Here is a 15141-nt window from a genome sequence, read left to right on the forward strand (position 1 = left end):
CCGTCTTGTTCAATCTCTGAAGCCTTGAGGGGGCCGCCGGTTTCGGGACCGCCCCCAGGCTTCGCTACATCAGGGCGAGCGATTAGCGTCGCTTGGCCATTTCGTTGATGAAGCGATCAAACAGTGGCGCTACGTCGTTCGGGCCAGGGCTGGCTTCAGGGTGACCCTGGAAGCTGAAGGCGCTCTTGTCGGTACGTTCGATACCTTGCAGGGTGCCGTCGAACAGCGATTTGTGGATCGCCCGAACGTTGCCTGGCAGGGTCGCTTCGTCTACCGCAAAACCGTGGTTCTGGCTGGTGATCATCACCACACCGCTGTCCAGATCCTGAACCGGGTGGTTTGCACCGTGGTGGCCGTGGCCCATTTTCAGGGTCTTGGCGCCGGAGGCCAGAGCCAGCAGTTGGTGGCCGAGGCAGATACCGAATACCGGGATCTCGGTTTCCAGCACGTCTTTAATGGCCTGGATCGCGTAGTCGCATGGCTCAGGGTCACCTGGGCCGTTTGACAGGAACACGCCGTCCGGTTTCAGAGCCAGAACGTCAGCCGCCGGCGTTTGAGCTGGCACCACAGTCACGCGGCAACCGCGCTCGACCAGCATGCGCAGGATGTTCAGCTTGACGCCGTAGTCGTAGGCAACCACGTGGTATGGCAGATCGGAAGCGTCGATGGTCGCGTGGCTGTCGGTCTTCAAGTCCCAGACAGTCGAGCGCCACTCGTACTTCTCTTTGGTGCTGACGACTTTCGCCAGGTCCATGCCTTTGAGGCCAGGGAAGCCCTGGGCAGCGGCAATGGCGGCTTCTTCGGAAATGTTGTCACCGGCCATGATGCAGCCGTTCTGCGCGCCTTTCTCACGCAGGATGCGTGTCAGGCGACGAGTGTCGATACCGGCGATTGCCACGACATTATTGGCTTTCAGGTAGTCGGACAGAGACATCGTGTTGCGCCAGTTGCTCGCAACCAGTGGCAGGTCACGGATGACCAGGCCAGCGGACCAGACGCGATCGGACTCGGCGTCTTCCGGCGTGGTGCCGGTGTTGCCGATGTGCGGGTAAGTCAGGGTAACGATCTGTTGGGCGTAGGAAGGATCGGTAAGGATTTCCTGATAGCCGGTCATTGCGGTGTTGAACACCACCTCACCAACGGTTTGTCCGTCGGCTCCAATGGCTTCGCCGCGAAAAATGCTGCCATCAGCAAGGGCGAGTATGGCTGGCTTAGTCAAGAAGACCTCCCGTAAATAAAGCCTGAAAGGGCGATCGCAGGTTGTAAAAAAGCGGAGTGACGTATGGACACGTCACCCCGCTTCTTCATCGAATTATTCTGCGCGCTTTTAGTGGACACACTAAAGCTGTAGCTTACAGAAAAAGGCATTTTTGGTCTACCGCCAATGAGCCCTAAAGGCCGGAGAATGCGACAGGACGTCGCTTGGCGGTTTAAAACCGGGCTCAAAGGCTATGTTTGAACCCGGTTTCGGCTGCATCTTAACGCAGGTCGAGCACGTCTTGCATGTCGTAGAGGCCTGGCTCACGACCGTCCAGCCACAAAGCCGCACGTACCGCACCCTTGGCGAAGGTCATGCGACTGGATGCCTTGTGCGTGATTTCCAGTCGCTCGCCCTCGCAGGCGAACAGCACCGTATGATCACCGACCACATCACCACCGCGAACAGTGGCAAAGCCGATCGTTTCACGCTCACGCGCACCGGTGTGACCTTCACGTCCATAGACCGCAACCTTCTGCAGATCACGATCCAGCGCATTGGCGATTACTTCACCCATGCGCAGCGCCGTGCCCGAAGGCGCATCGATCTTGTGCCGATGGTGAGCCTCGATGATCTCGATATCCGCATCATCACCCAGCACGCGCGCAGCCATGTCGAGCAGCTTCAGCGACAGGTTTACACCGACGCTGAAATTGGCCGCGAACACGATAGGAATATCCTTGCCCGCCTCGGCCAGCAACTGCTTCTGCGCGGCATCCAATCCTGTCGTGCCGATCACCATGGCCTTGCCCGCCTTACGGCAGAAAGCCAGGTTTTTCAGCATGACTTCCGGGAGCGTGAAGTCGATCAGCACGTCGAACTCATCAGCCACCGAATCCAGGCTACCGGACAGCGGCACACCAATACGCCCCAACGAGGCCAGCTCACCGGCATCCACGCCAATCAGCGTACTGCCGGGGCGCACAATGGCGGCGGTCAGACCGGTCAGCGGCGCGCGCTGCTGCACCGCCTCGACCAGGATCTTGCCCATGCGGCCGGCGGCACCCATCACAGCTATACGTCGCATGCTCACTCCTTACAAATCGCCGAAGAAGCGCTTCACGCCTTCGAACCAACCAGTGGTTTTCGGCGAATGACTGTTGTCGTCCGCCAGGGAGCTGCGGAACTCTTCCAGCAATTCGCGCTGGCGACGACCCAGGTTGACCGGGGTTTCGACCGCCACACGACACATCAGGTCGCCAGCGCCGCCGCCACGAACCGGCGCAACGCCTTTGCCGCGAACACGGAACTGCTTGCCGGTCTGAGTCCCCTCAGGGATCTTCAGCTTGACCCGACCATCAAGGGTCGGAATCTCCAGCTCGCCGCCCAACGCTGCGTCGACGAAGCTGATCGGCACTTCGCAGAACAGGTGCTTGCCATCACGCTGGAAGATCGCGTGCTCACGCACATTGATCACCACGTACAGATCGCCGGTCGGACCACCCTGCGCGCCTGCTTCGCCTTCGCCGGACAGACGAATACGGTCACCGGTATCGACACCGGCCGGCACTTTGACGGAAAGCGTCTTGTACTCTTCGACACGACCTTCGCCGTGGCAGGAATCGCACGGATCGGAAATGATCTTGCCCTGGCCATGGCAACGCGGGCAGGTCTGCTGCACCGAGAAGAAGCCTTGCTGCATGCGTACCTGACCGATACCGCCACACGTCGGGCAGGTGACCGGCGAGGAGCCTTTCTTGGCGCCCGAGCCATCACACGGCTTGCAGTTGACCAGTGTCGGAACACGGATATTCACGGTTGTGCCGCGCACCGCTTCTTCCAGGTTCAACTCCAGCGTGTAACGCAGGTCGCTGCCACGCTGCGCGCCGCCACGGGAGCCGCCGCGACCGCCACCGAAGAAGTCACTGAAGACATCGCCAAAGATATCGGAGAAGTTCTGGCCACCAAAACCGGCACCGCCGCCACCCATGCTCGGGTCGACACCGGCATGACCGTATTGGTCATAGGCCGCGCGCTTGCTGGAATCGGACAGCACTTCGTAGGCCTCGTTGGCCTCCTTGAACATATCTTCCGACGCTTTGTCATCGGGATTACGGTCCGGGTGGTGCTTCATCGCCAGGCGGCGGTAGGCCTTTTTCAGGTCTGCTTCGCTTGAGCCACGCTCAACACCCAATACTTCGTAATAGTCACGCTTTGCCATAAGTCTTTGCACTCTTAAGGACGTTCGACAAACCTCTCCTGAGCCTCGTCAAACTCGTTGAGCCCCAATACAGGCCCGGACCCAACTCACGTCAATTCAACGATCCTGGTCTTTGATTCGATGCAGCACTTTCGGCGCGGAAAGCAGGAGCATCCCCGGCCATGCCACCAACACGCGAGCGTTGTCGCATGCTGTAAAAATTCGCTAACTCCAGACACGCCAACGCGGGAGCAAGCTCCCGCGCGGCGACATCCTACCAGTCACCGCCTGAAGGCAGTCAACCGGGCGACCAACAACTTACTTGTGGTCTTTAACTTCTTCGAACTCAGCGTCGACGACGTCGTCAGCTTTTTCAGCCGCTTCGCCTTTCGGTGCCGCGCCTTCAGCTGGCTGAGCCTGCTCGGCATACATTTTCTGAGCCACTGGCGCGGAGACCTTGGACAGCTCTTCAACCTTGGCTTCGATCGCAGCCTTGTCGTCGCCTTTAACAGCGGCTTCCAGGGCAACTACTGCCGCCTCGATTGCAGTCTTCTCTTCAGCGCTCACCTTGTCGCCAGCATCAGCGACCATTTTGCGAGTCGAGTGAACCAGTGCGTCGCCCTGGTTACGAGCGCTCGCCAGCTCTTCGAACTTGCGGTCTTCCTCGGCATTCAGTTCAGCGTCGCGAACCATCTGCTGAATTTCGTCCTCGGACAGACCGGAGTTGGCCTTGATCACGATCGACTGAGTCTTGCCGGTAGCCTTGTCTTTGGCGCCTACGTGCAGAATGCCGTTGGCGTCGATGTCGAAGGTCACTTCGATTTGTGGCACACCACGTGGAGCCGGTGGAATCTCGGCCAGGTCGAACTTGCCCAGGGACTTGTTCTGTGCGGCTTGCTTACGCTCACCTTGCAGCACGTGAATGGTCACGGCGCTCTGGTTGTCGTCAGCAGTCGAGAACACTTGCGATTTCTTGGTAGGAATCGTGGTGTTTTTCTCGATCAGCGCAGTCATCACGCCACCCATGGTTTCGATACCCAGGGTCAGCGGGCTGACGTCGAGCAGCAGAACGTCTTTCACGTCGCCGGCCAATACAGCGCCCTGGATCGCAGCACCCATGGCAACAGCTTCGTCCGGGTTAACGTCTTTACGAGCTTCTTTACCGAAGAAGTCGGAAACAGCTTTCTGCACCATTGGCATACGGGTCTGACCGCCGACCAGAATCACGTCGTCGATCTTGCTGACATCGATACCGGCGTCTTTCATCGCGATGCGGCAAGGTTCGATGGTGCGCTGAACCAGGTCTTCCACCAGCGCTTCGAGCTTGGCGCGGGAGATTTTCACGTTCAAGTGCTTAGGACCGGTAGCGTCTGCAGTGATGTACGGCAGGTTCACGTCGGTCGACTGGCTCGAGGACAGTTCGATCTTGGCTTTCTCGGCAGCTTCTTTCAGGCGCTGCATGGCCAGCGGATCACCCTTGAGGTTCATGCCGCTTTCTTTCTTGAATTCGTCGACGAGGTAGTCGATCAGGCGAATGTCAAAGTCTTCACCGCCCAGGAAGGTGTCGCCGTTGGTGGCCAACACTTCGAACTGGTGCTCGCCATCGACTTCAGCGATCTCGATAACGGAAACGTCGAAAGTACCGCCACCCAAGTCGTAAACGATCACAGTGTGATCGCCCTTGGCCTTGTCCATACCGTAGGCCAGTGCGGCTGCGGTTGGTTCGTTGATGATGCGTTTTACGTCCAGGCCCGCGATGCGGCCGGCGTCTTTGGTGGCTTGACGCTGGCTGTCGTTGAAGTAGGCCGGAACGGTGATCACCGCTTCGGTCACAGGCTCGCCGAGGTAGTCTTCGGCGGTCTTCTTCATTTTCTTCAGAATTTCAGCCGAGATTTGTGGCGGTGCCATTTTCTGGCCGTTCACTTCAACCCAGGCGTCGCTGTTGTCAGCCTTGACGATCTTGTAAGGGACCATCTGGATGTCTTTCTGTACGACTTCTTCGTCGAAACGACGACCGATCAGACGCTTCACCGCGTACAGGGTGTTATGCGGATTGGTCACTGCCTGACGCTTGGCCGACTGGCCAACCAGGATTTCGCCATCGTTGGCATAAGCGATGATCGACGGCGTGGTACGCGCGCCTTCAGCGTTTTCAATAACTTTGGCCTTGCCGTTTTCCAGCACGGAGACGCAGGAGTTGGTAGTCCCCAGGTCGATACCGATAATTTTGCCCATGTTCACTCTCCCGAAACTTTGGATTTGGATGCCGCAGTAGTGGTGGCTGACTGCGGTAGCACTTAAACGCTTGACTTCTAAATGGGGGCCTTGCGGCTAATTTCAAGCCTGCTCGTCAATCGAAGGCGAAACCGGTGCAGGTGCCTTGCTGACCACGACCATGGCCGGGCGCAGCAGGCGACCGTGGAGCTGATAGCCCTTCTGAAACACCTTGAGCACGCTGTTTGGCTCGACGTCGGCGCTTTCCTGCATGGCCATCGCCTGATGATGCGAGGCATTGAAAGGTTCGCCTTCAGGATCGATGGCTTCCAGGTGATAGCGCTTCAGGGTGTCCTGGAACATTTTCAGGGTCAGCTCGATCCCTTCGCGCATCGAACGAATGTTTTCGTCGTCAGGGTTGGACAGCTCCAGGCCGCGCTCCAGGCTGTCAATGATCGGCAGCAGGTCGCCTGCGAATTTTTCCAGGGCGAACTTGTGAGCCTTTTCAACGTCCTGATCGGCACGACGGCGGACGTTCTGCAGATCGGCGGCTACACGCAAAGCCTGATCCTGCGCACCAGCCAATTGCTCTTCGAGCACTTGTACACGAGCCGCCAGGTCTTCACCCGAAGCCTCGGGGGTCTGGTTGGCGTCTAGATTTTGCGTATCCACTGTCTGTTCGTCAGCCATAGATTTCTCCTTCCAATATCGTCCGCGAGCTCAACTCACGCTTCTGCCCCGGTATATGGGGTCGCAAAATTCAGCTTCAAGGGCTATCCGATGATTAACCCTACAAAAAACAACTGCTTTGTCATTCCCAGGCGCGCTAAGGATTTCTTTCAATCAAGCAAATCGACCTAAGCGGGGGCATTGTCAGCCAGAAACAAAACACTGTATAAATAACCAGACCTAAAGCCTGGGAGCGGCCTTCATGCTGGTGCACCTGTCCGTACACAACTACGCCATCGTTGAACATCTCGATCTCGAACTCGATCGCGGGATGAGCGTGATCACAGGAGAAACCGGCGCCGGCAAGTCGATCATGCTCGACGCCCTCGGCCTGACCCTGGGCGATCGCGCCGACAGCGGCGTAGTCCGCCCGGGGGCCGACAAGGCCGACATCCTGGCCACCTTCGACCTGATCGACATCCCTGAAGCCAGCGCCTGGCTGGCCGAACGCGACCTCGAGAACGACGGCCCGTGCATTCTGCGCCGCGTGATCACTGCTGAAGGGCGTTCGCGCGGCTATATCAATGGCACCCCCTGCCCTCTCGGCGACCTGAAGGCCCTGGGCGAGTTGCTGATCGATATCCACAGCCAGCACGAACACCAATCCCTGCTCAAAACCGATACCCATCGCCGCCTGCTCGACGAGTACGCCGGCGCCACGGACCTTGCCCGTCAGGTGCAACTGGCCGCCCAACGCTGGCGCCAGACCCGTCAGGAGCTGGAACGCCTCTCCAACTCCGGCGACGAACAGCGCGCTCGTCATCAGTTGCTCAGCTATCAACTCGAAGAACTGGAAAACCTCGGCCTCGGCGAAAGCGAGCTGGAGCAACTGGAGCAGGAACACAAGAACCTGACCAACGCCGAAACCCTGCTGGGCATTTGTCGGCAAGTGGTCGAACAATGCAGTGAAAGTGATTCCGGCAATGTATTGAACGCACTGACCGCCAGCCTCAATCGCCTATCGAGCGTGAACAATTCGATCGGCGCCCTGGGTGAAGCCAGCAACCTGCTGACCAGCGCGCAGATTCAGGTTGAAGAAGCGGTGGGCGAATTGAACCGTTTTCTCGACAATTTCGACGCAGACCCGGCACGCCTTCAATACCTGGAAGAGCGCCTCGATGCGATCTACACCCTGGCTCGCAAACACCGCATCCAGCCGACCGAGGTCGCCGAGATGCAACAGAAGCTACTCGACGAAATCGAAACCCTGAATGCCAACGATGAATCCATCGAACGCCTGGGCGATGAGCTGGCCTCCTACGCCCGTCATTATCAGGAGAAGGCTCGGGAATTGAGCGACCTGCGCCATCAAGCATCGAGCAGCCTGGCCAGCGCCGTGGAGCAGGAAATCCAGCGCCTGGGCATGCCCGGCGGCCGCTTCACCATCGAACTGCGCCCCAACAGCAGCGATGAACTGCTGCCCAACGGGCTAGAACAAGTGGAACTGCTGGTGAGCGCCAACCCAGGGCAACCGCTGAAAGCCCTGGCAAAAGTGGCATCGGGGGGCGAGCTGTCGCGTATAAGCCTGGCGATTCAGGTGATCACCGCACAGACCTCCCGCGTACCGACGCTGGTGTTCGACGAAGTGGACGTAGGTATTGGCGGCCCGACCGCCGAGATTGTCGGCCAGTTGCTGCGACGCCTCGGGGAACGCGGACAGGTTCTGACCGTGACGCACTTGCCGCAAGTGGCGGCGCAGGGGCATCAACATCTATTTGTGCACAAGGTCCGCGGTGAAGATGCCACGCGCACGGCCGTCTCCAAGCTGAGCAAGAATGATCGTGTCGAAGAAGTGGCACGGATGCTCGGCGGCATCGACCTCACCAAGGAGTCCCTGGCTCACGCGAAGAAAATGGTTGTTACCGCGAAAATCTAAGAAGGATAGAAAGCACGAAGGCGACCCTGAGGTCGCCTTCGTTCGTTTCGCGAACCTGAAGTTCGCGCGACATGCTTACTTTTTCTTGCGCACGTACAGTACAAGATTGTGATCGACCATCTCGAAGCCATACTTGTCGACGATTGCTTTCTGCAGCCGCTCGATTTCTTCGTCGAAGAATTCGATCACTTCACTGGTCTCGACGTTGACCATATGGTCGTGATGCTTGCCGTCGTCCAGTTCGAAGACCGCATGGCCTCCGTCGAAGTTGTGCCGCACCACAAGGCCAGCTGCCTCGAACTGGGTCAGAACACGGTAAACCGTGGCCAGACCGACGTCCTCACCAGCCTCCATCAGTGCTTTGTAGACGTCCTCGGCACTCATGTGGCGTTGCTCGGCGGAATCGAGCATTTGCAGAATTTTGACCCGTGGAAGGGTCACTTTGAGGCCGGCTTTGCGTAGTTCGCTATTTTCAACCATGGTCAGCTTTCTCGCGATGCTGCTTCGCAGCTTCTCTTAATGCGGGTATGATCGGCGTTTACGTTGTCCCAGCCAAGATAGTGGAAGTCGCCCACCGATGCAAAACACCAAGCTCTTGCTAACCAGTTTCACCTTTGTGGGACTGCTCGCACTCGCCGGTTGTTCATTCCCCGGGGTTTACAAAATCGACATCCAGCAGGGCAATGTCGTCACGCAGGACATGATAGACCAGTTGCGCCCGGGAATGACCCGTCGGCAAGTACGGTTTATCATGGGCAACCCTCTGTTGACCGACACGTTCCATGCCGATCGCTGGGATTACCTGTATAGCCTGCAACCCGGTGGCGGTGAACGCCAACAGGAACGCATTAGCGTTATCTTCAACCCAAATGACCAACTTGTCAGCCTCTCTGGCGATTTCATGCCAGGCGTGAGCCGCGACGAGGCCATTCTCGGCAAGGACAGCGGCACTACCGTGACCGCGCCGGCAGGAAACGCCGAGAAGCCGAAGCCAGAAAAACCGGTCAAGCCAGGCTCGCTGCTGGACCAGATCCAGAAGGACGTGGACAACGTAGAAACTGTCCCGGTCCCGACTCCAGAACCGCTGGAAACCTCTCCGCAATAATTTGCGACGCAATAAAAACCCCGGCATGTCCGGGGTTTTTATTGTCTGGCGTTTAATCGAATCACTGATTCCGGGCTTTGGCCTCGGCCGCCTTGGCTGCACGCAACCGCCGAACTTCTTTCGGATCGGCGAGCAACGGCCGGTAAACCTCGATGCGATCCCCTTCCTGAACCTGGCGAATGACCGGATCAGCGATCACTTTGCCAAAGATCCCGACCGGACAACTGCCCAGATCCAGCTCCGGGAATTCGTCATTCAGGCCCGATTTGAACAACGCATCCCGCACCGTCGCGCCCACCGGCACCGTCACGCTCAGCAGCACCTGACGATCAACGGCGGCATACACCACCTCGACCTTGATCACGGCCTCAACCATGCATTTGCTTCGCGCGCTGGCAGAACGCGTCCATCAACGTATTCGCCGCCTGATTAAACAAAGGCCCCAACGTCGCACGCACCAGCGGCCCCGAGTAGTCGAACGACAGGTCCAGACTGATCTTGCAGGCCTTCTCGCCCAACGGTTTGAACACCCAGACGCCGTGCAACTGGCTGAACGGACCTTCCTCGAGGTTCATTTCGATCGAACGCCCGGGCACCAGGGTATTACGCGTTACGAAATGCTGACTAAGCCCACCCTTGGCCACACCGACGCTGGCGCGCATGAACTCGGGAGAGCTTTCCAGAATTTCGGTCGATGAGCACCACGGCAGGAATTCCGGATAGCGGGCCACGTCGTTGACCAGGTCGTAAAGCGCTTGCGCCGGATACGGCAGCAGGGCCGAACGTTGAATGTGTGTCGTCATGTCAGCGTTACTTCCACAGCTGTGCGGCAAACACTACAAGAATGCCGATGGGCGCCACATAGCGCATCAAAAACAGGGACAGGGCGAACAGTACTGGGCTGCGGATCGACAACTCGTCGCGCACCGCTTCACGCCCCATCACCCAGCCCGCAAACACCACGAAACACAAACCACCGAGTGGCAGCATGATCCGCGAGGTGAAGAAGTCGATCACACCAAAGAAGTCCAGGCCTCCGGCCGCCCCCCATTGGTAGAGATGGAACATCCCGCCTTCGTTCACGAAAAACTTGGCTTCCTTCCAGATATTGAAAGAAAACACGGTACCCAGGCCGACGAACCAGCAGGTGAATGCCAGCCAGAAGGTGACCCAGGCGCGGCTGATTTTCGTGCGCTCAACCAGGTAAGCCACCATCGGTTCGAGCAGGGAAATCGCCGAACTCCAGGCCGCAATCGCCACCAGTACGAAGAACACTACGCCCATCAACTGGCCGAACGCTACGTTACCGAAGGCGAATGGCAGGCTGACGAACATCAGGCCTGGGCCTTCGCTCGGGTTCAGGCCGGCAGCGAACACAATCGGAAACAATGCCAGACCGGCCAACAGCGAAACGAAGGTGTCGAGCAACGCCACACCGACGACGGTTCCGGAAATCGACGAGTGCTTCGGCATGTAGGCGCCGTAGATCATGATCGAGCCGACACCCACGCTCAGGGAGAAGAACGCGTGCCCCATGGCCGGCAACAAGCCATCAAGCACCTTGTCCGGATGGAAGTCGAACATGAAATGCACGCCCTCCATGAAGTGGCCGGTGGTCATGCTGTAACCCAGCAGGACAATCACCATCACGAACAGCAACGGCATCATGATCCGCAGGCTGCGCTCCAGCCCGGCGACCACACCCTTGGCGATCACCACTGCCGACAACAGCATGAAAATCGTGTGCCAAAGTGTCAGGCGCCATGGGTCAGCGATCACATTACCGAAGTATGCGCCGACCTGATCAGCCGTCACGCCCCGAAAGTCGCCACGGCCCATGTCGATGATGTAATCCAGCGACCAACCGCCAACCACACTATAGAAAGACAGAATCAGCAACGCCGTGATCATCCCGGCAAAGGCGCCCCAGGACCACTTCGCCGAATGCCCCGCTTCCAGCGCCAGGACCTTCAAGGCATTGGCCGGGCTCTGCCGCGCGCGCCGGCCGATCAGGGTTTCGGCCAGCATGACGGGCATACCGATCAGCGCGATGCAGGCCAGGAACATCAGCACGAAGGCCCCGCCGCCATAGACGCCAACCATATAAGGGAATTTCCAGATACTCCCCAAACCCACGGCCGAACCGGTCGCGGCGAGTATGAAGACCCAGCGGCTAGCCCAACTGCCGTGGACAGAAACCTTGTCTGTCGACATCGTTATCACGCCCAAGCGTTCAAAAAAGAGGCCGCATTGTCCGGGATTCAATCAACCTGCTCAAGCACGTAGCGTCACCGTAGCCGACTCGCGCGCAACTCCCTATAATGCCGCCCCTATGGCTAAACAGAAGAAACACCCAACAGGGACCATCGCGCAAAATAAAAAGGCGCGACACGATTACTTCATCGAACATCGGTTCGAGGCTGGTCTGGTCCTGGCCGGCTGGGAAGTAAAAAGTCTGCGGGCAAGCAAGCTGCAACTGGTTGACAGTTACGTACTGCTCAAAGATGGCGAAGCCTGGCTGCTCGGCAGCCACATTACGCCTCTGACGACGGCCAGCACCCACGTTATCGCTGATCCGACCCGCACCCGAAAATTGCTGCTCAATCGGCGCGAGCTGGAGAAGCTGGCCGCTGCCGTGCAGCAAAAAGGTTACGCCTGCGTATGCCTGTCCTGGTACTGGAGCAAGCACATGGTCAAGTGCGAGATCGCTCTGGGCAAGGGCAAGAAGGAATACGACAAGCGTGATACCGAACGCGAACGCGATGCCGGCCGTGAATTGCAGCGTGCGGTGCGGAACAAGGGCAAGGAAGATTAATTTTCCTGCCTGATCGCGGCTTTTGTGGCGAGGGAGCTTGCTCCCGCTCGGCTGCGAAGCAGTCGTAAACAATCTGCCCACAATGCTGGCCGGGGGGCCGCTTCGCGCCCCAGCGGGAGCAAGCTCCCTCGCCACACACTACATCCCCTTGCGTCGCTCCGCCCGAGCCATGCGCTGCACTTCCTGACGCACCTCTTCCAGCACTTCCTGCACATACAAAATGTGCCGACTGGACACTTCTCGTGCCTCTTCCGCCCGCCCCTCAATAATCGCCTGGTACAACTCCCGGTGCTGCGCAATCAGCATGTCACGGGTTTCGACGCGCTGTTTGTACATGCCGCCAATGTTGGTCACCACGTTGCGCTTGAGCAGGTCAAACAGCCCGCGAATGGTGTGCAGCAACACTGCGTTATGGCTGGCCTCGGCGATCGCCAAGTGGAAATTCGCATCCGCCGCGCCCTCTTCCGCCCGACTCACTTCATCGTGGCGCGAATAGCAGTCCTGCAATTCGTCAAACGCCGCCGTCAGCCGCTCACGATCCACCTCGGTGGCGCGCAGTGCCGCGTAGTAAGCGCAGGACGCTTCCAGGGTATGGCGAAACTCCAGCAAATCGCGCTGGGCCTCGGGGTTGCTCTCCAGCAGGTGCAGCAATGGATCGCTGAACGTCGAGCCCAGGGATTCCACCACATAGTTGCCGCCGCCCTGACGACTGACCAGCAGCCCTTTGGCCACCAGTTTCTGAATCGCCTCACGCAACGAAGGTCGTGACACGCCGAACTGCTCGGCCAACGCACGCTCTGCCGGCAGGCGTTCGCCAGCCTTCAAGGTGCCCTCGAGAATCATCCCCTCGAGTTGCTCGACAATATCGTCAGACAAACGGCGTTGCCGAATCTGATCAAACCCCATCACTCAATTCTCCACGATCCCGGCGGCTCGCCGGGCTCTCTATTCTGGCCTATCGGCGCTGCGCCAGCACCTACCAGACGACGCTTGATCGAACAGATCAGATCCGTTCTGCACCGCTCATTCGACAAAAGTTTTAGGGCGGCAAATTGACACACCGCCTCCAAGGCTTTTACCCTAGCCAACAGCGATTGTAAATTGGTCTTACCAATTATCCAAGAACGCTGACCAGTGCCTGACCAACAACAATTAGGGGCCACCCCATATGCAAACCTGGCAACAGCTCTACAGCCCGCTCGGCAGTCTCGGCGTGTCCGCACTCGCGGCCGTCATTCCCATCGTATTTTTCTTCCTGGCCTTGGCCGTGTTCCGCCTCAAAGGCCATGTGGCCGGCAGCATCACCCTGGCGTTGTCCATTGCCGTGGCAATCTTCGCTTTCCAGATGCCGGTCGACATGGCTTTCGCCGCCGCTGGATATGGCTTTGCCTACGGGCTGTGGCCGATTGCGTGGATCATCGTCGCAGCGGTGTTCCTCTACAAACTGACGGTCAAGAGTGGCCAGTTCGAAGTGATCCGCAGCTCGGTGCTGTCGATTACCGATGACCAGCGCCTGCAAGTGCTGCTGATCGGCTTCTGCTTCGGCGCGTTCCTGGAAGGTGCCGCCGGTTTCGGCGCACCGGTAGCGATTACCGCCGCACTGCTGGTAGGGCTGGGCTTCAACCCGCTGTACGCCGCCGGCCTGTGCCTGATCGCCAACACCGCGCCGGTGGCCTTCGGCGCCTTGGGGATTCCGATCATCGTCGCCGGGCAAGTCACCGGCATCGACGCCTTCAAGATCGGCGCCATGACCGGTCGCCAACTGCCGTTGCTGTCGCTGTTCGTGCCGTTCTGGCTGGTGTTCATGATGGACGGCCTGCGCGGCGTTCGGGAAACCTGGCCAGCTGCGCTGGTGGCCGGCTTGAGTTTTGCCATCACCCAATACTTCACCTCGAACTTCATTGGCCCGGAACTGCCGGACATCACCTCGGCGCTGGTCAGCCTGATTTCCCTGACGCTGTTCCTGAAAATCTGGCAGCCAAAACGCGCTGCAGGCGCGCACATCGTCGGCGCAGTCTCGGCTTCCGTGGTGGCCAGCACCGGTGGTTTCGGCCAACCGCGCACCACCGTGGCTTCGCCCTACAGCCTGGGAGAAATTTTCAAAGCCTGGTCGCCGTTCCTGATCCTCACCGTATTGGTCACTATCTGGACGCTGAAACCGTTCAAGGCGATGTTTGCCGCCGGCGGCTCGATGTATGGCTGGGTGTTCAACTTCGCGATCCCGCACCTGGATCAAATGGTGATCAAGGTCGCGCCGATCGTAACCAACCCGACAGCGATTCCGGCAGTGTTCAAACTCGATCCGGTTTCCGCGACCGGCACGGCGATTTTCTTCTCCGCACTGATCTCGATGCTGGTGCTCAAGGTCAACATTAAAACTGGTCTGACCACTTTAAAAGAGACGTTCTACGAACTGCGCTGGCCGATTTTGTCCATCGGCATGGTGCTGGCCTTCGCCTTCGTCACCAACTACTCGGGCATGTCGTCGACCATGGCTCTGGTATTGGCTGCCACCGGTGCGGCGTTCCCATTCTTCTCGCCATTCCTCGGCTGGCTCGGCGTGTTCCTGACCGGCTCCGATACCTCATCCAATGCGCTGTTCAGTTCGCTGCAAGCGACCACCGCGCACCAGATCGGCGTCAACGACACCCTGTTGGTGGCGGCGAACACCAGCGGCGGGGTGACCGGCAAAATGATCTCGCCGCAATCGATCGCCGTGGCCTGCGCCGCGACCGGGCTGGTGGGCAAAGAATCGGATCTGTTCCGCTTCACCCTCAAGCACAGCCTATTCTTTGCAACGATCGTCGGCCTGATCACCTTGGCTCAGGCTTACTGGTTCACCGGCATGCTGGTGCACTAAGCACTACACGCCACACGGAAAAAAACGACGCTGGGTTACGCCCCCGGCGTCAGCTATTCACAACCGGGTCTGCAAGGCTGCTGAAAGCTTCTCTCTCTATATTCAGCAGCCTCAGCGGACGGATAACCGGGACCACCCGGAGAC

At 58.8% G+C, this 15141-nt stretch carries 14 protein-coding genes; 4 read left to right on the forward strand and 10 right to left on the reverse strand.

All coding sequences use genetic code 11. The features are described 5' to 3' along the window. Positions 1-82: 82 nt before the first annotated feature. The 5 genes from carA to grpE form a co-directional block, all read right to left on the reverse strand. The gene (carA, locus tag AC1DQM_RS26075) at positions 83-1219 is read right to left on the reverse strand and encodes a glutamine-hydrolyzing carbamoyl-phosphate synthase small subunit (RefSeq protein ID WP_018929479.1); all 1137 of its coding nucleotides are present in this window, start codon (positions 1217-1219) and stop codon (positions 83-85) included. A gap of 259 nt (positions 1220-1478) precedes the next feature. Continuing rightward, complete coding sequence (dapB, locus tag AC1DQM_RS26080) at positions 1479-2285, reverse strand: 4-hydroxy-tetrahydrodipicolinate reductase (protein ID WP_026286671.1); 807 nt, start codon at positions 2283-2285, stop codon at positions 1479-1481. A 9-nt stretch (positions 2286-2294) separates the two neighbouring features. After that, positions 2295-3419: a molecular chaperone DnaJ gene (gene dnaJ, locus AC1DQM_RS26085; protein ID WP_018929477.1), complete on the reverse strand. Its 1125-nt coding sequence runs from the start codon at positions 3417-3419 to the stop codon at positions 2295-2297. Between the two features lie 297 nt (positions 3420-3716). Next, a complete protein-coding gene (dnaK, locus tag AC1DQM_RS26090) occupies positions 3717-5633 on the reverse strand; it encodes a molecular chaperone DnaK (protein WP_018929476.1) in 1917 nt (638 codons plus the stop codon). Positions 5634-5735: 102 nt separating this feature from the next. Next, positions 5736-6302 (reverse strand): nucleotide exchange factor GrpE, encoded by a 567-nt coding sequence (gene grpE / locus AC1DQM_RS26095; protein ID WP_064616139.1) that lies wholly within the window; start codon positions 6300-6302, stop codon positions 5736-5738. 241 nt (positions 6303-6543) lie between these two features. Between grpE and recN the strand changes: the two genes are divergently transcribed. Beyond that, positions 6544-8217, forward strand: a complete 1674-nt coding sequence (gene recN / locus AC1DQM_RS26100; RefSeq protein ID WP_477747052.1) for a DNA repair protein RecN — start codon at positions 6544-6546, stop codon at positions 8215-8217. 75 nt (positions 8218-8292) lie between these two features. On the opposite strand, the gene fur is transcribed toward recN, so the two are convergent. Next, the gene (fur, locus tag AC1DQM_RS26105; protein WP_003197684.1) at positions 8293-8697 is read right to left on the reverse strand and encodes a ferric iron uptake transcriptional regulator; all 405 of its coding nucleotides are present in this window, start codon (positions 8695-8697) and stop codon (positions 8293-8295) included. Between the two features lie 97 nt (positions 8698-8794). Between fur and AC1DQM_RS26110 the strand changes: the two genes are divergently transcribed. Continuing rightward, positions 8795-9322, forward strand: coding sequence for an outer membrane protein assembly factor BamE (locus AC1DQM_RS26110; protein ID WP_018929473.1), 528 nt, complete (start codon positions 8795-8797; stop codon positions 9320-9322). A 61-nt stretch (positions 9323-9383) separates the two neighbouring features. On the opposite strand, the gene AC1DQM_RS26115 is transcribed toward AC1DQM_RS26110, so the two are convergent. The 3 genes from AC1DQM_RS26115 to AC1DQM_RS26125 are packed head-to-tail and all read right to left on the reverse strand — an operon-like array spanning position 9384 to position 11536. Next, on the reverse strand, positions 9384-9698 hold the full coding sequence (locus AC1DQM_RS26115) for an RnfH family protein (protein ID WP_192379669.1): 315 nt from the start codon (positions 9696-9698) through the stop codon (positions 9384-9386). Then, positions 9691-10125: a type II toxin-antitoxin system RatA family toxin gene (locus AC1DQM_RS26120; RefSeq protein WP_007933502.1), complete on the reverse strand. Its 435-nt coding sequence runs from the start codon at positions 10123-10125 to the stop codon at positions 9691-9693. Before AC1DQM_RS26120 ends, AC1DQM_RS26115 begins: the two co-directional genes overlap by 8 nt. Positions 10126-10132: 7 nt before the next feature. After that, positions 10133-11536 carry a sodium-dependent transporter gene (locus AC1DQM_RS26125; protein WP_026286670.1) on the reverse strand — a complete coding sequence of 468 codons (1404 nt, stop codon included), beginning with the start codon at positions 11534-11536 and terminating at the stop codon, positions 10133-10135. Positions 11537-11654: 118 nt separating this feature from the next. Here AC1DQM_RS26125 and smpB point away from each other — a divergent pair, with 118 nt between their 5' ends. Continuing rightward, positions 11655-12137: an SsrA-binding protein SmpB gene (smpB, locus tag AC1DQM_RS26130; protein WP_018929470.1), complete on the forward strand. Its 483-nt coding sequence runs from the start codon at positions 11655-11657 to the stop codon at positions 12135-12137. Between the two features lie 138 nt (positions 12138-12275). Here the strand turns inward: smpB and AC1DQM_RS26135 are convergent, their stop codons facing one another. Continuing rightward, positions 12276-13043 (reverse strand): FCD domain-containing protein, encoded by a 768-nt coding sequence (locus AC1DQM_RS26135; protein WP_064616136.1) that lies wholly within the window; start codon positions 13041-13043, stop codon positions 12276-12278. A gap of 262 nt (positions 13044-13305) precedes the next feature. Between AC1DQM_RS26135 and AC1DQM_RS26140 the strand changes: the two genes are divergently transcribed. Continuing rightward, positions 13306-14997, forward strand: coding sequence for a lactate permease LctP family transporter (locus AC1DQM_RS26140; RefSeq protein ID WP_064616135.1), 1692 nt, complete (start codon positions 13306-13308; stop codon positions 14995-14997). Positions 14998-15141 lie beyond the last annotated feature (144 nt).

This window comes from Pseudomonas sp. 01L34, assembly GCF_056400265.1.

Bases quoted from the DNA above. Each gene is read 5' to 3' on its own strand.
- dnaK (WP_018929476.1), bottom strand. From the start codon at position 5,633: ATGGGCAAAATTATCGGTATCGACCTGGGGACTACCAACTCCTGCGTC.
- AC1DQM_RS26115 (WP_192379669.1), bottom strand. From the start codon at position 9,698: ATGGTTGAGGCCGTGATCAAGGTCGAGGTGGTGTATGCCGCCGTTGAT.
- dapB (WP_026286671.1), bottom strand. From the start codon at position 2,285: ATGCGACGTATAGCTGTGATGGGTGCCGCCGGCCGCATGGGCAAGATC.
- recN (WP_477747052.1), top strand. From the start codon at position 6,544: ATGCTGGTGCACCTGTCCGTACACAACTACGCCATCGTTGAACATCTC.
- AC1DQM_RS26135 (WP_064616136.1), bottom strand. From the start codon at position 13,043: ATGGGGTTTGATCAGATTCGGCAACGCCGTTTGTCTGACGATATTGTC.
- AC1DQM_RS26120 (WP_007933502.1), bottom strand. From the start codon at position 10,125: ATGACGACACACATTCAACGTTCGGCCCTGCTGCCGTATCCGGCGCAA.
- AC1DQM_RS26140 (WP_064616135.1), top strand. From the start codon at position 13,306: ATGCAAACCTGGCAACAGCTCTACAGCCCGCTCGGCAGTCTCGGCGTG.
- grpE (WP_064616139.1), bottom strand. From the start codon at position 6,302: ATGGCTGACGAACAGACAGTGGATACGCAAAATCTAGACGCCAACCAG.
- smpB (WP_018929470.1), top strand. From the start codon at position 11,655: ATGGCTAAACAGAAGAAACACCCAACAGGGACCATCGCGCAAAATAAA.
- dnaJ (WP_018929477.1), bottom strand. From the start codon at position 3,419: ATGGCAAAGCGTGACTATTACGAAGTATTGGGTGTTGAGCGTGGCTCA.
- fur (WP_003197684.1), bottom strand. From the start codon at position 8,697: ATGGTTGAAAATAGCGAACTACGCAAAGCCGGCCTCAAAGTGACCCTT.
- AC1DQM_RS26125 (WP_026286670.1), bottom strand. From the start codon at position 11,536: ATGTCGACAGACAAGGTTTCTGTCCACGGCAGTTGGGCTAGCCGCTGG.
- AC1DQM_RS26110 (WP_018929473.1), top strand. From the start codon at position 8,795: ATGCAAAACACCAAGCTCTTGCTAACCAGTTTCACCTTTGTGGGACTG.